The 18,319-nt window shown below is 49.9% G+C and carries 15 protein-coding genes and 1 pseudogene; 5 read left to right on the top strand and 11 right to left on the bottom strand.

The window, feature by feature from the left end; all coding sequences use genetic code 11:
- Window positions 1-272 precede the first annotated feature (272 nt).
- From phoU to KTH89_RS19920, 5 genes are all read right to left on the bottom strand, one after another.
- Entirely contained in the window at window positions 273-923 is a 651-nt protein-coding gene (gene phoU, locus KTH89_RS19940) for a phosphate signaling complex protein PhoU (RefSeq protein ID WP_238722862.1), read from the bottom strand.
- A gap of 15 nt (window positions 924-938) precedes the next feature.
- On the bottom strand, window positions 939-1,697 hold the full coding sequence (gene pstB / locus KTH89_RS19935; RefSeq protein WP_158347291.1) for a phosphate ABC transporter ATP-binding protein PstB: 759 nt from the start codon (window positions 1,695-1,697) through the stop codon (window positions 939-941).
- 148 nt (window positions 1,698-1,845) lie between these two features.
- Window positions 1,846-2,718, bottom strand: coding sequence for a phosphate ABC transporter permease PstA (gene pstA, locus KTH89_RS19930; RefSeq protein ID WP_158347290.1), 873 nt, complete (start codon window positions 2,716-2,718; stop codon window positions 1,846-1,848).
- On the bottom strand, window positions 2,705-3,649 hold the full coding sequence (gene pstC, locus KTH89_RS19925) for a phosphate ABC transporter permease subunit PstC (protein WP_158347289.1): 945 nt from the start codon (window positions 3,647-3,649) through the stop codon (window positions 2,705-2,707). The genes pstA and pstC overlap by 14 nt, the downstream gene beginning before the upstream one ends.
- Before the next feature lie 94 nt (window positions 3,650-3,743).
- Entirely contained in the window at window positions 3,744-4,676 is a 933-nt protein-coding gene (locus tag KTH89_RS19920; protein WP_238722861.1) for a phosphate ABC transporter substrate-binding protein, read from the bottom strand.
- A 287-nt stretch (window positions 4,677-4,963) separates the two neighbouring features.
- On the opposite strand from KTH89_RS19920, the gene KTH89_RS19915 reads away from it, so the two are divergent.
- The 3 genes from KTH89_RS19915 to KTH89_RS19905 all read left to right on the top strand — a co-directional run bounded on the left by KTH89_RS19915 (window position 4,964) and on the right by KTH89_RS19905 (window position 10,053).
- On the top strand, window positions 4,964-5,386 hold the full coding sequence (locus KTH89_RS19915) for an Hsp20/alpha crystallin family protein (RefSeq protein ID WP_238722860.1): 423 nt from the start codon (window positions 4,964-4,966) through the stop codon (window positions 5,384-5,386).
- Window positions 5,387-5,554: 168 nt separating this feature from the next.
- A complete protein-coding gene (locus tag KTH89_RS19910) occupies window positions 5,555-7,006 on the top strand; it encodes an extracellular solute-binding protein (RefSeq protein ID WP_238722859.1) in 1,452 nt (483 codons plus the stop codon).
- A gap of 38 nt (window positions 7,007-7,044) precedes the next feature.
- The gene (locus tag KTH89_RS19905; protein ID WP_238722858.1) at window positions 7,045-10,053 is read left to right on the top strand and encodes an EAL domain-containing protein; all 3,009 of its coding nucleotides are present in this window, start codon (window positions 7,045-7,047) and stop codon (window positions 10,051-10,053) included.
- Here KTH89_RS19905 and KTH89_RS19900 read toward each other — a convergent pair.
- From KTH89_RS19900 to cls, 3 genes are all read right to left on the bottom strand, one after another.
- Entirely contained in the window at window positions 10,047-11,780 is a 1,734-nt protein-coding gene (locus KTH89_RS19900; RefSeq protein ID WP_238722857.1) for an ATP-binding protein, read from the bottom strand. The two genes, KTH89_RS19905 and KTH89_RS19900, sit on opposite strands and share 7 nt — an antisense overlap.
- Window positions 11,777-12,484, bottom strand: a complete 708-nt coding sequence (locus KTH89_RS19895; RefSeq protein WP_158347283.1) for a winged helix-turn-helix domain-containing protein — start codon at window positions 12,482-12,484, stop codon at window positions 11,777-11,779. The genes KTH89_RS19900 and KTH89_RS19895 overlap by 4 nt, the downstream gene beginning before the upstream one ends.
- Before the next feature lie 111 nt (window positions 12,485-12,595).
- The gene (cls, locus tag KTH89_RS19890; RefSeq protein WP_158347282.1) at window positions 12,596-14,074 is read right to left on the bottom strand and encodes a cardiolipin synthase; all 1,479 of its coding nucleotides are present in this window, start codon (window positions 14,072-14,074) and stop codon (window positions 12,596-12,598) included.
- A gap of 205 nt (window positions 14,075-14,279) precedes the next feature.
- Between cls and KTH89_RS19885 the strand changes: the two genes are divergently transcribed.
- Window positions 14,280-14,750: a hypothetical protein gene (locus KTH89_RS19885; protein ID WP_158347281.1), complete on the top strand. Its 471-nt coding sequence runs from the start codon at window positions 14,280-14,282 to the stop codon at window positions 14,748-14,750.
- A gap of 138 nt (window positions 14,751-14,888) precedes the next feature.
- Here the strand turns inward: KTH89_RS19885 and KTH89_RS19880 are convergent, their stop codons facing one another.
- The 3 genes from KTH89_RS19880 to KTH89_RS19870 all read right to left on the bottom strand — a co-directional run bounded on the left by KTH89_RS19880 (window position 14,889) and on the right by KTH89_RS19870 (window position 17,991).
- Window positions 14,889-15,338, bottom strand: coding sequence for a DUF1934 domain-containing protein (locus KTH89_RS19880; protein ID WP_158347280.1), 450 nt, complete (start codon window positions 15,336-15,338; stop codon window positions 14,889-14,891).
- Between the two features lie 9 nt (window positions 15,339-15,347).
- Window positions 15,348-16,187, bottom strand: coding sequence for a glutamate racemase (gene murI / locus KTH89_RS19875; protein ID WP_158347279.1), 840 nt, complete (start codon window positions 16,185-16,187; stop codon window positions 15,348-15,350).
- Window positions 16,188-17,247: 1,060 nt separating this feature from the next.
- On the bottom strand, window positions 17,248-17,991 hold the full coding sequence (locus tag KTH89_RS19870) for a YwmB family TATA-box binding protein (protein ID WP_238722856.1): 744 nt from the start codon (window positions 17,989-17,991) through the stop codon (window positions 17,248-17,250).
- 82 nt (window positions 17,992-18,073) lie between these two features.
- On the opposite strand from KTH89_RS19870, the pseudogene KTH89_RS25145 reads away from it, so the two are divergent.
- Window positions 18,074-18,172: pseudogene (locus tag KTH89_RS25145) on the top strand (TIGR04076 family protein); the annotation flags it as partial.
- Window positions 18,173-18,319: the final 147 nt, after the last annotated feature.

The following is an 18,319-nucleotide window of genomic DNA, read 5'->3' as shown; positions in this document are numbered from 1 at the left end:
GGATGCACGGCGGACTTCACGTCCGACGGGCAAGAGCCTCTGAACCGGGAACACCTCATGTGTTCCTGGTGAATAGGCTCGGTTCCTGAATCCGGCTTTCCGATTTCACTTAGCGTATTCCAGCGCAAGCCCTTCGCGCCCCCGGGGAGATACAAAAGAACCCGGCCGCCCGGGGAGACACAAAGGCGCCCCCGGACGCAGACATCCGGCCGTCCGTTGAGCCGGGACTCCCACAGGCCGCCCTTACGACTGCCCGCTCCGGCCCCCTTCACTCAAATATCTAGGTCTCCGGTAACGATAAATCCGGTCCATTTCGCTACGTTGGTGGAGTGGTCGGCCATACGCTCTACGTATTTGATAATCATCAGAAAATCCGCGTACTGGCGGATCTGGTTGGGGTTGTGCTTCATGGCGGTGCACAGTTCTTCTTTTATTTTTTCGAAGTATTCATCGACTACATCGTCATGCTCCACTACTTCCAGGGCTTTTTGTTCGTCTTCTTCGATGAAGCTGTCGATGGTCTGTTTTACCATGTGCTTCATTTCCATAATCATCTCTTCGATGTGGTCGGGCAGGGGGATGTCGGGGCCGGCGGCGATGCTCAAGATGTATTCCGAGATATCGCTGCAGTGATCGGCAATCCGCTCCAGGTCGGAGATGATTCGCATGAAGGAGGTGATTCTGCGCAGGTCGGTGGCAACCGGCTGCTGTTTTGCCACGATGTGGATGCACTGCTGCTCGATGCTTCGCTCCAGGTCGTCGGCAAAGTCGTCTTTTTCGATGATTTCTTGGGCCAGGTCTTTGTCCATGTTCTGGAGGGCGGTTACCATGTCGTCGATGGAATTTTCCAGAAATGCCCCCATCTTGATGACGTCATTGTTTAAATCTTTTAATTCTTCTAAATATACAACTCTGGTGGTCATGTCTGTTCTCTCCTATCAACCGAAACGTCCGGTAATATAGTTTTCTGTTTCTTTTTCCCGGGGATTGTTGAAGATCTGCCGGGTTTCGCCGTACTCGATGACGTCTCCCAACAGGAAAAACGCCGTCATGTCGGAGACACGGCTGGCCTGCTGCATGTTGTGGGTTACTACGGCTACCGTGTATTTTTCTTTTAGTTCTACCATCAGGTCTTCGATCTTTAACGTGGATATAGGGTCCAGGGCTGAGGTGGGCTCATCCATGAGCAGGACCTCCGGCTCCACGGCCAGGGCTCTTGCGATACACAGACGCTGCTGCTGGCCTCCTGAGAGTCCTAATGCTGATTTTTTTAGCCGGTCTTTGACTTCGTCAAATATGGCTGCACCGCGCAGGCTTCTTTCCACTATTTCGTCCAGATCCGCCTTGGACTTGATCCCATGAATCCGGGGACCGTACGCGATATTGTCGTAGATGCTCATGGGAAATGGATTCGGCTGCTGGAATACCATTCCTACCTTTTTTCTCAGAAGCGTGGTGTCGACTTTGCCGTCATAGATATTTTCACCGTCCAGAAGGACTTCCCCTTCTATCTTTACGCCGTCCACCAGATCGTTCATCCGGTTTAAAGTTTTTAAAAATGTGGATTTGCCGCATCCGCTTGGCCCGATAAATGCAGTGATGGCGTTGGACTTGATGTCCATATCAATATCTTTCAGGGCATGATTCTGCCCGTAATATAAATTTAATTTGTGTATACTGATTTTCGTGTTCTCCATACTTTCCTCCAGGTGTTGACCATTTCCTCCAGTGTCGCACTTGCTGCGACTTTATCCAGGTATGGTGTTGACCATTTCCTTCAGTGTCGCACTTGCTGCGACTTTATCCAGGTATGGTGTTGACCATTTCCTCCGGTGTCGCACTTTCTTACCGGCTATTTACATCGAAACGTTTTGACAGATATTTTGTCAGTATATTGATGCCCAGTACGATAATAAGAAGTACCAGCGCGATTCCGAAGGCCTCCCCATACTGCGCATTGTTCATACACAGATACAGTTGGATGGTCAGTGTCCCCCCGGATTCTGTGATCTTTCCCAGCCACTCTCCGGCCTTGGGCAGCAGGAAACTGCTTCCGGCGGTGAATAATAACGCGGCGGACTCGCCTACGATTCTTCCGATCGCCAGAATAATTCCGGTTACGATCCCGGGCATGGAGGAAGGAAGGAGTATGGTCCGAATCATATACCATTTTGTGGCGCCGATTCCCAGGGAACCGCTCCGGTAGGATTCCGGCACAGTCTTTAAGGCCTCCTGGGTATTTCTGGTAATCAGCGGCAATACCATAATGGTCAGGGTCAGGGCCCCGGTCAGGATGGAGTAGCCTAGTTTCAGGGTGGTGCCGAAAAATACCATGCCAAAGAGTCCGAATATAATGGAAGGAATTCCGGATAAGGTCTCCGTCGTGAATTCGATCAGCCTTACGATCCGGCCGGGTTTCGCGTATTCATTCAGATATACCGCCGAACCCACTCCGATGGGGGTGGCGATCAGCAGCGTGATAACGATAATATACAGCGTGTTCACAATATTTCCCGCGATACCGAAGGTTCCCTTGGTGGGACTTTGTACCGTGGTCAGGAATTTCCAGTTAATCTGGCCGATACCTTTGACAAATACATATCCTACGATCCCGACCAGCAGAAGAATGGACACGGAAGCGCACATATAGATGATTCCGGTCAGGATATAGTCTGACACGCGTACACGTTTTCTGCAGATGCTGTTACTCACGTTCACACGCCCCCTTCTTCAATATTCTGGTCAGAGCGATATTAATCAGCATAATAAAGGCAAACAGTACCAGACCGATGGTAAACAATACTTGCCGGTGTTCCCCGGCGGCATAGCCCATCTCCGCCACGATAGCCGTAGTAAGAAACCGTACGGAGTTAAAGGGCAGAGGAAAATTCACGGAGCTGCCGGATACCAGCGTGATCGCCATGGCTTCCCCGATCGCTCTGCCGACGCCCAGTACGACGGCCGTTATGATACCTGATTTCGCAGTGGGCAGAATTACTTTAAAGATCGTTTGTATCTTGGACGCTCCCATGGCCAGGGAAGCTGCCTTTAAGTGGTCCGGCACGGACCGCAGCGCGGATTCGCTTATATTGATCACCGTGGGCAGGATCATGATTGCCAGTACCAGCACGGCTGATAACAGATTCGCGCCTCCGGTAAACTGATGGGTCTCGGAACCCTTGAAAACAGCCAGTTCCCATTTATACATCAACGGATTCAGAATCAGAATCCCCAGCAGTCCATAGATCACGGAAGGGATTCCGGCCAGCAGTTCCACCGCAGGCTTTACAATGGCGGCCAGTCTCTTCGGCGCTACTTCCGCCAGAAACACCGCTGTCATTACACCGATGGGAACTCCCAGCAGGATCGCCATGGCCGTTCCCAGGATCGAGGTCAGGATAATATAGAGAATCCCGAATTTGGGATCAGACGCCGTAGGTGCCCACTCGGAACCGAATAGGATATCGGTGAGCCCGATCTTATGCAGCGCCGGCGTACCATTCATAATCATATATAAAGTGATGGAAAAAACGGCCAGTACAGCGAAGAATGCGCAGATGGTAAATACCACCTGTGCAATCTTTTCTATCGTTTTTTTTGTTTTATAGCTTCCGATAATAGAAAAGCTACCCGTTTTTTGTTCTGTCATATTTCCTCCAGAGCCGCATTTACTGCGGCTCAATTCAGGTATGCGCTTCGCGCGTTCCTCCAGAGCCGCATTTACTGCGGCTCGATTTCAGATCTTAGTCAACGGAAATCAGTCCAACAGATTCAACTAACGCTTTTCCTTCCTCTGATTTCAGGTATTCGAACAGGGACTGTACCAGCGGGCTTTGATCGGCGATTGCGCCCTTGGTAGCCATTACGAAAGGTCTGCTCAGGAAATAGCTGCCGTCCTTGATCGTCTCGACCGTAGGTTCTACCCCTTCCAGGGCCACTGCTTTTACCTTGTCATCCAGTACGTCCAGGGAGATATAGCCGATCGCGCCCGGGGTGGAGGCTACTTTGGCCACTACCGCGCCTGTGCTGTCCAGCTCGTTGGAGTACGCACATTTTTCTTCAATTCCGAGAATTTCTTCAAAGGCGCCTCTGGTGCCGGACCCGGCTTCTCTGCCCACTACTACGATCGGCTGGTCAGCGCCGCCCACGTCTTTCCAGTTCTTGACTGTTCCGGTGTACACATCGCTCAGCTGCTGTTTGGTCAGCCCGGTGACCGCATTGGCCGGATCCACAACCACAGCGATTCCGTCGATCGCTACGATGTTCTCTTCCGCGCCTGAGGTTTTTTCCTCATCCTTCAGATTTCTGGATGAATTGCCGATGTCTACGGTGCCGGCCAGAACTGCCTCGATACCGGCGGAAGATCCTGTGAATTCAGGAGTAATGGTTACGTTGGGATGGGCCTGATTAAAGGCCTCCGCCAGGGCGTTTGCAAATTTTTCCATAGAAGTGGAACCTGACATGGTGATCGTTCCGGACAGTTCGTCCGCAGCGTCTCCCGACTGTGTGGCGTTGGCATCCGCAGGTGTGGTCTCTGCAGTGGCTGCCGGAGCCTTTGTTGCCGCGTCCGGTGTGGCAGCTGCCTGTCCGGCGTCATTTGCTGCCGGTTCCGATCCGCAGGCTGTCAGGCCTAACATCATGATTCCTGTCAATAAAGCCGCAATTGTCTTTTTCATTACACATATCCTCCTCAAGATATTGTTTGTCTGATTTGTTTTATTTTTGTTCTCTACGGTATCTAAATTTAACCGCTCCCCATTAAATCTGTATTTTCCTTTTGTAAAATCTGTGTAAAATCACGTTTTGTTAGCACTCTAGTTTAATGAGTGCTAAATTTCACACTTTTATCACAATTGTGTCACAATTTAAACACAATTCAGAGATACTATATAATCGTAAAGAAAAAACAGTTATGTAAACTCTTTAGCAAGCAGTTTACACCATCATAAAAGGAGGAATTCATATGTTAAACTTAATGCCCTTTAGTCACAGAGAAGATAACTTATTCAACTATCTGGACAATCTGGAGAAGAATTTCTTCGGAGATATGGACCAGAACCTTTCCCAGTTCCGTACGGATATTCTCGATGACGGCGATCACTATACAATGAAAGCGGATCTTCCGGGATTTGCAAAAGAGGATATTCACATTGACTTAAACGACAACACCCTGACGATCCATGCGGAACACAACGAGGAAAATGAGACGAAACAAGATAACTATGTAAGACGGGAGCGCAGATACGGCTCCTTCTCCAGAAGCTTTGATGTAACCAATATTAACACTTCCGACATCGACGCTTCCTATACCAACGGTGTTCTGGAACTGAAGCTGCCCAAGCTGGAAGTTACCGTACCTGAACCCCGCAAGATCGAAGTTAAATAACTCTTTTTCCTGATCAGCCTGGCCGGAACTAAACCGGTCAGGCTTATTTTATTCATAGAAAAGTGTGTCCCTTCCTATTAAAATGAATTCCTATGAAAATGAATTGAAAAAATATCCGCACCTGATATAATAGAACTAACATCTAAAAACAGGATAAGGGGATTCTCAATGAAAATACGTAAAATAACGGCTGTTTTACTGGCAGGCCTGGTCATGGCGCTGGGTTTAAGCTCATGCGGCAGCAACTCCAAATCGGAAACACCTACCAGCGTTATCGTCTGGCATTATTATAATGGAGCGCAGCAGCAGATTTTTGATGAACTGGTACAGGAATTTAATGAAACGGTCGGCGCGGAACAGAATATCGTGGTGGATTCCCAGAATCAGGGGACCATATCCGAATTGACAGATAAAGTATTAAAAGCGATCCACGGAGAAATCGGCGCGGACGAAGTGCCCGATGTGTTTGCAGCGTATGCGGATACCGCCTATGAGATTGACCAGCTGGATATGGCGGCGGATCTTTCTTCATATCTGTCTCAGGAAGAGATGGATCAATATGTGGCATCCTATCTGGAAGAAGGCCGGTTCAGCGACGACGGGGATCTCAAAATCTTTCCTGTGGCCAAATCCACAGAACTTCTCATGTTAAACAATACCGCATGGCAGGAATTCAGCAGCGCGACCGGAATCGATGCCTCCTCCCTCAGCACCTGGGAAGGCATTGCCAAAGCCGCGGAGGAATATTATAACTGGACGGACGCCCAGACCCCGGATGTGCCGGATGACGGAAAAGTTTTCTTCGGCCGTGATGCGTTCGCCAATTACATCATCATTGGCAGCAAGCAGCTGGGAACGGAACTGTTCCAGGTCTCCGGCGGCAAAGTGAACCTTCAGGTAAATGCGGAAGTGATGCGGAAACTGTGGGACAATTTTTATGTTCCTTATATTAACGGCTATTACGGCGCTTACGGACGATTCCGCAGCGATGATATGAAGACCGGGGATCTGGTGGCTATGGTATGCGCATCCAGCGGCGCCACCTATTTTCCGGCCGAAGTCACTTCCGAAGACGGCACCTCTTATCCGATCGAGGGCAGCGTTTATCCTCTGCCTAATTTCGAAGGAACCGATAACGCTATGGCGGTTCAACAGGGAGCCGGCATGGTGGTGACCAAATCCAATGAGATAAAAGAAAAAGCCGCCGTCACATTCTTAAAATGGTTTACCGCTCCGGAACAGAATGTCCGGTTCGCCATGAGTTCCGGTTACCTGCCGGTTACTTACGAAGGCAACAGCCAGTCCGCCATCGATCAGGCGATCAAGGAAAGCGGACAGCCGGTCTCCGACATTGTCCGTTCCAGTCTGGATATCGGAGTCACCATGACACAGGATTACACCTTCTATACCAGCAAGGCGTTTAAAAATGGCTTTGACGCCAGGAATATCGTGGAGTATTCCATGATGGATCAGGCCAATGCGGACTTAGAACAGATACAGAACCTGATGAGCCAGGGCTCCTCCCGCGCGGACGCCGTAGCCCGATACAACACAGATGAAAACTTTGAAAACTGGCTTAATTCCTTTGAAACCGCCCTCAATCAGGCTATCGACAAATAAGTCACACTTTAAATTCAACAGCAAAGGGGGATGCCTGAATGAAGCAAAACACTCACAAAAAACAGGGTCATACGATTTTCACTCAGCTGATCCTCCTGTTAGTGGCTGTGCTGTTGATTCAATTGGGAATATATTTTGTGGTTTTTCTGGGTGGAAACATACTGGGAGAAACCAGGGCCAACGCATTTGATATTTTAAACGAGAAGACTTCCGGACGGAAAGTATATCTGGAGAATGAAATGATCCAGCGCTGGTCCAAGACAGAAGCCTGCGCCGGTGAAGTAGGTAAAATTATTCGCGGCCAGGCCCAGCAGTACGGCATTACCGAAGAGGCGGTTTTAAAAGATTCCGAACGGTGCCAGACTGTTCTGGCCCAGTCCGCTTCGAACATGATCAGTATGCTTCGCAGCAACTCGGTAACGGGAGCATTTCTGATTCTGAACGCTCCCACAGAGGACGGGACGTCCGCCTCCTATCCCGGTTTCTATGTCCGGGACTATGATCCGGCCACTTATTCGCCTTCCAATGCCGATCTGTTATTGGAAAGAGGCCTGCCTTCCATAGCCCAGTCGATGAATATCCCTATGGACAGCTTCTGGAGTTCGTCTTTCACTTTTCAAGATCCCTCGGATGACAGCGCCCGTTTCTTTTACGCCCCGCTGGAAGCGGCTGAGGACGTACCCGCCGAAAACCGGGACAGCCGTTATTTTGCCTACTGGAGCAGCGCGTTTCACATGTCGGATATGGACCGGAACATTATCACCTATTCCATACCGCTTCTCTCCGAACAGGGTGAAGTATTGGCGGTTCTGGGCGTGGATATCACATTGGATTATCTGGCCAGCCAGCTAAAATACGATGAACTGGCCTCCGGCAAAGCCGGGGCTTATCTGCTTGGCATTACCCGCGATGGGGGCCTGACCTATGAGCCTGTGGTTTCCAGCGGTCCCGTCTATCAGGCATACTTTAGCAATGCCTCCGTTATAACGACCGTGCCCTATGATTATAACAATATCGTGAAGCTGGACGCCAAATCCAAGACGGATCTGACTATCTATGCCTCCGCACAGCCTTTAAAGCTCTACGATGTCAATACGCCGTTTGTCCAAAACCAATGGGTTCTGATCGGTATCCTGGATGACAGCAACCTGCTGTCCTTCTCCTACCGGGTTCAGGGGCTTTTCCTGGCAGCCCTGCTGCTGGCGTCTGCCATCGGTATCGTGATGATCTTCATCGCCGCCAAGGCCACCACCTCACCGATCACCAACCTGATCGAGGATCTCCGGCAGAGCGATCCCACAAAACCCATACGTCTAAATCGCGTAAAGTTAAACGAGATCGATACCCTCACCACAGTCATAGAGGATCTGAGCAGCCGCGCGGCGGAAGCCGCTGCCCGGACTTCCAAGATTATCAACATGGCCAATCTTCCTGTGGGCGTCTATGAGTATTATGAAAAAGAAGAGCTGGTGTTCTGCAGCCGCACGTTATTTTTGGTGCTGGGCTGGGAGGATGTTCCTGAAAATGATACTTACATCCTGCTGTCCGAGTTCCGCAAGCGCATGGAAAATACTCTGGCCAAACCCTACGACGCCGATAAGGATATTTACCATCTGCAGAAACAGGATTCGGATGTCTATGTGCGCTTGTTCTACAAGACCGAAGGAGAATTGTTCTTAGGGGCTTTTATGGACGTTACCCGGAATATCAAGGCTCAGCAGCAGCTGGCCTATGAGCGCGACTATGATATACTGACGAACATCTATAACCGCCGTGCTCTGGACGGGCGCATTGAGGCGCTGTTCCGGGATCACAAAGACGAGCTAAAAGTTGCCGCTCTCATTATGTTTGATCTGGATAACTTAAAATTTGTCAATGACTCCTACGGACATGATTCAGGCGACCGGTACATTAAGACGTTTGCCGACCGGTTAAACTGTTTCAGCAAATACAAAAATACCTTAATCGGCCGCCGTTCCGGCGATGAGTTCAATGTTTTTCTCTATGGCTATGAGACCAGGGAAGAAATCAAAGCCTGTATCGACGAGGCCTGGTCCGAGTTATCTGAGACTTATATCGATATGCCCGACGGCGTAACCTTACGGGTCCGCGCTTCCGGAGGAATGGCGTGGTATCCCGATGACTCCGACAATTATTCGGAACTGCTGCGTCTGTCTGATTTCGCCATGTATCACATCAAACATACGGTGAAAGGCATGATCTATGAATTCGAAGCGGAATCCTACAAAGAAAAATCCATTCTGATCTGGGGACAGGATGACTTGAACCGTTTCCTGGAGAACCGGCTGGTGCGCTATGCTTTCCAGCCGATCATTTCCGCCGTCACCGGAGAGGTGTACGGCTATGAGATGCTGATGCGCCCGCTGATCGAGCCGCTGGCAAACCTGGAGACCTTATTCCGGCTGGCAAAATCGCAGTCCAAACTATATCAGATGGAACAGCTCACATGGTTCGAAGCTCTGGAAGCCTTCACCCACCAGATCCGGATCGGAAATATCGGCAGTGAGGAACATATTTTCATCAATTCCATCGGCAATCAGATTCTTACGCAGACAGATCTGGAATATCTCACCGCCCAGTATAAAAATCTGCTGCCGCGGATTATTATGGAGCTGACGGAGAGCGAAGAGTTTGGCTCCGAAATTATCCACGCGAAGCAAAAGATCGTCAGCCAATGGGGCGCGCAGATTGCCATCGATGATTTTGGAACAGGATTTAACAGTGAAACCGTGCTCATCCACGTGAATCCCGACCTGGTGAAGGTGGATATCTCCATCATCCACGACATCGATCACGACGATGACCGCCATGCCCTTCTGACGAATCTGATCTCTTACGCCAAAGACCGGAATATTAAAGTATTGGCAGAGGGCGTGGAGACGAAGGCAGAGCTTCTGACACTTATTGAATGTGGCGTGGATTATCTGCAGGGCTTCTATATTGCGAAGGCAGATTTTGATATTCCACGGATTCCCGAGCAAGTAATCCGGGAGATCCGGGAGAAAAATAAACCTGTTAGTCAATAAGGCAGCGTCACCGTAAATATGGTCCCTTCGTTGGGCCTGCTGACCACCTGAATGTTTCCGTTATACATTTCCACGATATGCTTTACGATCGAAAGTCCAAGGCCGGTGCCGCCCTGTTTGCGGGAACGGCCTTTATCTATGCGGTAAAAGCGTTCAAAAATCCTGGGAAGCGCCTCCTCCTTAATACCGATCCCGGTGTCGGAGACCTCCAGATGCAGTTCCTTGTCACTGCTGTAACAGCTGATCTGAACCTGGCCTACCTCCGTATTTTTGATGGCGTTATCCACCAGATTGATCAACAGCTGTTTGATCCGGTTCCGGTTACAGGGATAAGGCTTTACGTAAGCCTGCGGGTGGAAGACCAGCTGGGTATGCTCGCTTTTCTTAGGTTCCAGCAATTCGATTACTTCTCCGATCACCTGATTGACCTCGCAGAATTCGATTTGATAATCCTTTTTTGATTCAATCTCCGAGAGCAGCAGGATGTCCTGGATCAGAAGGTAGAGACGCTCGGATTCGATGTCAATGATATCCAGGAATTTCATGGCGATCTTTTCGTTATGAATGGCGCCGTTTTTTAAGGTGTCCACAAAACCGCGGATGGAAGTCAGCGGCGTTTTCAGCTCATGAGTCACATTGGAGACAAAGTCGCTGCGCATGTTCTCCAGCTTTTTGATCTCCGTGATGTCCTCAAGAATCAGCAGGACCCCTAGGTTCTTATCCTCCAGCTCGTGCAGCGGCGTTCCCATCACACGGATATACCGTTCCTGCCCGTTGTTGATCCTTCCCTCCTGCACAAAGCTGTCCCCTCTCTTGCGCACGCCGTCCACCACATCAAAAACCAGCGAATTCCGAATAACGCTGTAAAGGGCCTGCCCTGTCAGGTTTCTCGTACCGGTCCCCGTAAGCTTCACCAGGCCGTCGTTATAGAACAGGATTGTATTCAGATCATCGATGGCGGCCACCGCGCTGTCCATACTGCACAGCATGGCTTCCAGCTCCCGGTTCCGGCGTTCCAGACGGTCCACATGTATCCGAAGTGTCTGGGACATCTCATTGAACGTATAGGCCAGGCGGCCGATCTCCCCGTTCTGCTGGGTGTGGATCTTCCCCCCGTAATTACCGCCGGCGATTTCTTCCGCCGCTTTTGTCACCTCATCCAGCGGGCGGATCAGATACCGGCTGAAGCAGTCCGCCATAAGCAGGGCCATGATACAGATAAATACCAGCGCAGCCAGCACAGTCCGAAGCAGTTCCGCCGTCAGGCTGTTCAGCTCGGCCATAGGCACGGATACCCGCAAAACTCCCTGGAAGTCCGGCGTATGAACGGGCACGGCGGTGTAGAAAGTCTGCGCCCGCATGGTTTCGGAATAACGCCTGGCGCTGGCGGTCACCCCTTTTAGCGCCTCCTGCACCTCTTCCCGGTTATCATGGTTCTCGAGGCTCCCCAAGGCTTCGGAGTCCGCGGCTACCGTACCGTCCTGCTGAATCAGTGTAATCCGTACCCCGTATTCCCCGCCATAGGCGTCTGCGAATTCCTGGTAATCCATATGCTCATATTTTTCCTGAACGGAAAAGATCTCCGCCAGCATTCGAGCCTGGCTCTCGTACTGCACAGCACTCTGGTCCTCGATAAAATGATATCCCTTCAACCAAAACACCCCGACAGCAGCGGTCAGGGTTACAAGGATCAGGATCAGATATGTGATCAATATTTTTCGTCTCATACGCTCCCCCGGGCGAATTTGTATCCGACGCCCCGCACGGTTATAATATATTGCGGATGATTGTCATCCTTTTCAATCTTCTTTCTCAGATTCCGGATGTGGACATCCACCGTCCGGGTCTCGCCCAGATAGTCATATCCCCATATTTTTTCCAGAAGCATATCTCTTGAAAGCACCCGCCCACGGTTTCTGACCAACAGATACAAAAGCTCGAACTCTTTCAGCGACAGCTCCACAGGCTTCCCGTCAACGGAAACCACGCGGCTGCTCTTATTGATCACGATTTGATCCACCACCAGCACTTCTTCCTCCTGGGAAGACCGGGTAAGCTCTCCGCCGCTTCTTCTTAAAACAGCCTTAATTCGCGCCAGCAGCTCATGGACGCCGAAGGGTTTTCCCAGATAATCGTCCGCTCCAAGTTCCAGGCCGATCACCTTGCTGATCTCATCGCTCTTGGCCGTCAGCATGATCACCGGCAGCCGGCGCTTCACCGGATCGCTTCGGATCTGCTTCAGCACTTCGATTCCATCGATTCCAGGCAGCATCAGATCCAGCAATACCAGATCCACCTGTTCCCTGTTCAGCACTTCCAGCGCCTCTTCCCCGGTTTCAGCCTTTCGCACTTCATATCCGCCGGCTTCCAGGTTGTATGCGATTAGTTCCAGGATATGTTCTTCGTCATCGACTGCCAGGATCGTTTTCATCGTCCCACCTGCCCCCGTTCTTTATCACTGCCATACTTTTATATACCATATCATCCGGTTGTAAAATTTTCATAGTCCTTATGTTAAATCTATGTTAAGTCCCGGACTTTCTTACAACAGCGGGGATAACAGCCTGCTGAACTGCTCTTTGATACGGATCAGCAGGGAACGGCTGGCATACACATAAGGAGTGACATGCGTACACCGCTTTAGATCGTTCAGGAAAATCTGCTCCAGCTTATAGGTCGTATCCTGGTTGTAGATCGTAGCGTTCACCTCAAAGTTCAGCTTAAAGCTTCGGATATCCATATTAGCCGTACCCACGCAGCTGACCAGCCCGTCCACCGTCAGGGTTTTGGCATGCAGAAAACCGTCGTCGTACGTATAGCATTTCGCGCCTGCCTCCAGCAGATCTTCTATATAGGAATACGTACACCAGTATACAAATGGATGATCCGGTTTGCAGGGGATCATAACCCGCACGTCCACCCCGGATGAGGCGGCGATCTTCAAAGCGTCCAGCACCGATTCATCCGGTATAAAATAAGGCGTCTGGATATAGATATGATTCTGGGCCATATGGATCAGCCTCAGGTAATTATCCCTGACATTCGGCACCTTTGAATCCGGCCCGCTGGATATGATCTGAATCGCGTTTCTACCCTTTACCATATCCTCCGGTTCCACAAAATATTTATCCTGGACAAACAAATTTTGTTTGGTGGCGTAATTCCAGTCCAGAATAAAACGGATATGGAGGGAGAGCACCGCCGAGCCGCTGATTTTCAAATGAGTATCCCGCCAATAGCCGAATTTTTTCTTGTTCAGGCCCAGATACTCCCGGCCGATATTAAATCCTCCTACGAACGCGGTCTTTCCGTCTATAATAATAATCTTCCTGTGATTCCGGTAATTCATACGCAGCTGAAAATTCTTCAGAATGGCGGGAAAGAACTCTCCCGTCATGATCCCCTTCGACCGGATCCGCTTCCAGTCCGAAGACTTCATCGTCCTGCATCCCATACTGTCGTAGAGGATCCGCACCTCGACCCCTTCTTTTACCTTCTGCTCCAGCAGCTCTTCGATCGGCTTCCACATCTCATCATTCTTAATAATATAATACTGAAGATGCACGTAATGCCGGGCCTTCCGAATCTCCTCCAGCACCGCCTGTAATTTGTCATTTCCGTCCGTGTAAATAGAAACCTCATTATCCGTGGTATATACCGCGTGGGATGCCTCCAGATTATACAGGATCAGGTTGGAAAAGCGGCTCATTTCCTCATTTTCCGGTTCAAACTCATTTTTATAAATGGTTTCTTCCTGCTTACGGATGGCATAGTTCATCTCGTCTTCGATTTCTTTCATCTTGAACATATGCTTTTTATGCAAATCCTGCCCCAGAACCAGATAAAGCAGAAATCCCAGTATCGGTATAAAATATAGCACCAGCAGCCATGCCCAGACCGTCATCGGTTCACGCCGCTGGAAAAACACAATCAATATGGCCAGGATAATGTTAATGTAAATCAGATTGCTCATAATCCAATCCCAGCCGGTAACCACATAACCCCACGCTGTCTCTAGCATAGTGGAATCCTCCTTTTCGTATATGATACCACAAACATCCTATTTTGTAGATGTTTTTTTCTGTTTTTCACCGGGGAGGGCCGGCCCCATTATTTTTTTCATTTTGCGGTTGGGAATGCTTGCGTACGGCGCAAATCAATGCTACAATATTACTTGCGCGGGAAGACAAGCGATATGAAATTGTCAGGAAAGTAGGAGGTATACCGTGAATACGTTAACGATTGTTTTGTTAGTGATACTTGGAGTGCTGATTGTCGCAGTTGTTGCACTATATTTCTTTGGCAAAAGAGCCCAGAAAAAACAGGCGGCCCAAAAAGAACAGATGGACGCCATGGCTCAGAATGTCAGCATGTTGATTATTGATAAGAAACGAATGCGGATGAAGGAATCCGGGCTGCCCCAGATGGTGATTGACCAGACGCCAAAGTGGCTGCGCCGTTCCAAACTTCCGATTGTTAAAGCGAAGGTGGGGCCTAAGGTCATGTCCCTGGTCTGTGAGGAATCCATCTTTGAACTGGTTCCTGTAAAGAAGGAAGTAAAAGCTGTTGTCAGCGGTATCTACATAACCAGTGTGCGTGGAATCCGCGGCCCGCTGGAAGCGCCGAAGAAAAAACAGGGCTTCTTTAAACGGATGAGAAACAAAGCCAAGAATTATGTGGATAAGAATACAAAATAAGAATTAAAAAAATATATACCGGATATCAGCAGCGGCAGGCCCTATCGCTGATATCCGGTATTTTTTTACTACTGTATTTTATACCGCCGTATTTTACAGCCGTATTTAACCGCCGTTTTCATTTTAGGCGCAGACAACTTACTGCTGGAGCGAGAAATCTCCGGCTTCTTTGCTTTTAATATTCATGGTAATGGTGCAGTCTGCCAGAAACTCGTAGTTCACTTCCAGCTGGTATGCGACCTGAATGTTAATATCTTTATCGTTCTCATTGACATCCACACTGGTAGCCATCAGGCCGATCAGGAGATTGCCGAAGGGAGTCGTATAATATGTCACATTTTTCTTGTTTTCTTCAAAAACCATATGTACATTGGCCAGCCCTTTTTTAGTGACTTCCAGTACATGTCCTTTTACCTTGATAATATTCTTGATCTTTCCCTCGATGCCTTCCAGCACCTCATCGTAAATCAGATAGTGGCTGTTTTCTTTCCTATAATAATCCGCAACCGTAACCACCTCTACCGGTTCTACCCCTTCATCTTCCATAAACTGCAGGCCGGATATACTTAATAATACTTGGTCCGTCATATATTTCTCCTAATAGTTTTCAATGGGAATCTGCCTGATCCGGCTGATCTCACAGGCCAGTATCGAATTGGCAAAATCTTTGAATTTGTCCGCCAGATCACTTACAAAAAACCGGTGTTCCGGCCACGCCTCTTGCGTGGAGTCCGGCGCGCTCTCTGCCGCGATTCCTTCTCTTTGCAACAGTTCCTTTAGTTCCAGCGCTGTCTCATAGGCGGGATTCACAAGCGTCACCTGCGCGCCCATAACCTTTCCGACCGTAGAACGCAGCAGCGGGTAATGGGTGCACCCCAGAATCAAAGTGTCCACATCCGCTTGTTTCATATCTTCCAGGTACCTGCGGGCCACTTCTTCGGTCACAGGATCCTTAAGCCACCCCTCTTCCACCAGCGGAACAAAGAGCGGACAAGCCTTCCCGATCACCCGGATATCCGGGTTCAGGTCATGGATAAAATCCGTATACAACTGGCTGTTCACGGTGCTTTCCGTGCCGATCACCCCGATGCGCCCATTCCTGGTAGTGCCGGCCGCCGCCTTAGCTCCGGGTTTGATCACGCCTATAATCGGAAGATCCAGCTCAGGACGGATCTCCTCCAGCGCGCAGGCGCTGGCCGTGTTACAGGCTACCACGATCGCCTTAACATTCTGGGTCCTCAAAAACCGGATAATCTGCCTGGAATATCGGATGATGTTATCCTTAGACTTATTACCATAGGGAACTCTGGCCGTATCCCCGAAGTATACGATCCGCTCCTGGGGGATCTGGCGCATGATCTCCCGGACAACCGTCAGACCGCCCACCCCGGAATCAAACACCCCGATCGGGGCCTGATGAATATCTATATCTTTCATGGTTCTATTACCTCATGCTCTTACTCTAAATCATTCTGCTCTATCCATAAGCCGATACAACAGTATATGTTACATAATAACCTTTCTTGCAGAATTATTCAAGTATTGTCATCAGCGATTTTATTCGTGGTGCCGGCCATGGGGGGGATAAGGGCCGGTGAGGCTGGGGCGGGGTGCGGAACCGGCGGAGGGGGCAAACGTATCGGGGGCCTAATCGCATCGGACAGATCTAAGAACGGGTAACTCCGATGGCGGGAGAACCTCTTATTAGCAGGGCCCGGAACAAACTCGCTGAAAAGCGCTCGGACAGTGTTCCGGGCCCTGCGAGGTTCTCCCGCCATCTGCGTAACCCGTTCTAAGATCTGCCCTCAAGCGATTAGGCCCCCGATACGTTTGCCCCCTCCGCCGGTTCCGCACCCCGCCCCAGCTCACCTACACTGGTATTATCTTAGTTTCATGTACTTTAGGGTTCAGATACTTTGATGCGTTGGAGTGTTTGAGATGTTGCTTCCGAATGGCTGCGCCGAAAGAGGAGAGGGAACTTGCCCGACCAGAGGCTCCAGGGCAAATCCTGCTAAGAACAGACCGGGCAGGGTTCTTGGGTTCTTCTCCGGGTCTGGGTATGCCCGTTGCTTTGGGCCGGGGCCGGGGATGGTATTCGGGGATGTTTCCGGAGGCCGGGTTCTTTGGTGTCACCCGGGGAGCGCATAGGGCGGCTGAGCAACCGCTTGGGGGAATCGAAAAGCCGGGTTCAGGATGCACGGCGGACTTCACGTCCGACGGGCAAGAGCCTCTGAACCGGGAACACATCATGTGTTCCTGGTGAATAGGCTCGGTTCCTGAACCCGGCTTTTTGATTCCCCCTAGCGGTTGCCAGCGCAAGCCCTCCGCGCTCCCCGGGTGACACCAAAGAACCCGGCCTCCGGAAACATCCCCGAATACCATCCCCGGCCCCGGCCCAAAGCAACGGGCATACCCAGACCCGGAGAAGAACTCGGCATAGAAATTCTGGCCCCGCTCTGTCCTTAGGCGGGTTTGCCCCGGCATATAGGGGAGCATTTTAATAGTCTTCCCTGATGATGGGGGTGGAGAGGTATACGTTTGTTAGATTCTGGGATTCGTCGTAGTTGAATGCTATATTGATGTTTACCGGTTCTCCGCTTCGCATGTCGTAATCTTTGATTAGTTTAGCGTAGATGGTAAATAGCTCTTCATCCCGGTGTTCCGATACTACTTTGCCCTCGATCTGCTCCAGAAGCAGGTCTGCCATATTGTTCCGCTCGCTCAGGGTCATCCGGCCGGGGCGGGTTCCGATCAGATTCAGGGATACTTCGGTCTCGATACGGTAGTCCTCGTATATTTTATCCAGTATTTCTTTGTAGCCCAGGGCGCTGTCCAGATCGTATAGGGTGATCTCGGTCAGGAGATATTGTTTGGTGTCAATGATATTTGCATCTCTTTTTTGTTCCCTGGTAATGATCTGAATGGTAGTTTCGGCCTGTTTGGCTTTTACGTGAAGAACAGTTTTTGCCTGTCCGTCTTCGTAAGTCTCCGTCAGCGTGTAGTTTTCATGAATCCCAAGGATATTGGCTATGTCCTGAACCATTGTTTTTCTTCCGCTCAGGCTCAGATAGGCGGTATTCAGACGGCCGCTGCCTTCCACAACACTTTTTGTATTCATAAAGTCGGAGCTGTGGAAAGCTTCTACGATTTTTCCCTGATCCCGCACACCGTACAGATTCCATAACTGGATACCGGCCAGGACCCATAGAATCAATACAAGTCCAACTAATACTTTCTTCATGGTAAAGACCTCCTAAGTGGTACTCTTTTTCTTAGTTTAGACATTTTCAGAAGGCCTTATTCATTTTCTGCGTTCGGAGGATGGTCTTGCCAATGATCTTTTTTATTACGGCGACCGGATTCGTAAGCCTGGCGTGGCTATCTGCAGCTGTAACGGCGGGCTGCGGCTTGTGATCTTTTAGCCGGAGGCTACGGATGAGGAGGCTTCGATGAATTTGTACCGGTCCGCTGATATTCCTTTAATTCCCTGATTTGGCGCTTTACTAAGGATTGCTATCTGCAATTTATTTTGATATACTAACTTTATATTGGTACATGAACAAGGACGC

It is taken from the genome of Diplocloster agilis (genome assembly GCF_019042275.1).
GTDB classification, from domain to species: domain Bacteria; phylum Bacillota; class Clostridia; order Lachnospirales; family Lachnospiraceae; genus Diplocloster; species Diplocloster agilis.
Note: the sequence above shows the minus strand (reverse complement) of the source record. Positions and strands in the feature narration are given on the sequence as shown.

Excerpts from the sequence above, each read along its gene's own strand:
- phoU (WP_238722862.1), bottom strand. The coding sequence starts at position 923 with ATGACCACCAGAGTTGTATATTTAGAAGAATTAAAAGATTTAAACAAT.
- pstB (WP_158347291.1), bottom strand. The coding sequence starts at position 1,697 with ATGGAGAACACGAAAATCAGTATACACAAATTAAATTTATATTACGGG.
- pstC (WP_158347289.1), bottom strand. The coding sequence starts at position 3,649 with ATGACAGAACAAAAAACGGGTAGCTTTTCTATTATCGGAAGCTATAAA.
- KTH89_RS19920 (WP_238722861.1), bottom strand. The coding sequence starts at position 4,676 with ATGAAAAAGACAATTGCGGCTTTATTGACAGGAATCATGATGTTAGGC.
- KTH89_RS19915 (WP_238722860.1), top strand. The coding sequence starts at position 4,964 with ATGTTAAACTTAATGCCCTTTAGTCACAGAGAAGATAACTTATTCAAC.
- KTH89_RS19910 (WP_238722859.1), top strand. The coding sequence starts at position 5,555 with ATGAAAATACGTAAAATAACGGCTGTTTTACTGGCAGGCCTGGTCATG.
- KTH89_RS19905 (WP_238722858.1), top strand. The coding sequence starts at position 7,045 with ATGAAGCAAAACACTCACAAAAAACAGGGTCATACGATTTTCACTCAG.
- KTH89_RS19900 (WP_238722857.1), bottom strand. The coding sequence starts at position 11,780 with ATGAGACGAAAAATATTGATCACATATCTGATCCTGATCCTTGTAACC.
- KTH89_RS19895 (WP_158347283.1), bottom strand. The coding sequence starts at position 12,484 with ATGAAAACGATCCTGGCAGTCGATGACGAAGAACATATCCTGGAACTA.
- cls (WP_158347282.1), bottom strand. The coding sequence starts at position 14,074 with ATGCTAGAGACAGCGTGGGGTTATGTGGTTACCGGCTGGGATTGGATT.
- KTH89_RS19880 (WP_158347280.1), bottom strand. The coding sequence starts at position 15,338 with ATGACGGACCAAGTATTATTAAGTATATCCGGCCTGCAGTTTATGGAA.
- murI (WP_158347279.1), bottom strand. The coding sequence starts at position 16,187 with ATGAAAGATATAGATATTCATCAGGCCCCGATCGGGGTGTTTGATTCC.
- KTH89_RS19870 (WP_238722856.1), bottom strand. The coding sequence starts at position 17,991 with ATGAAGAAAGTATTAGTTGGACTTGTATTGATTCTATGGGTCCTGGCC.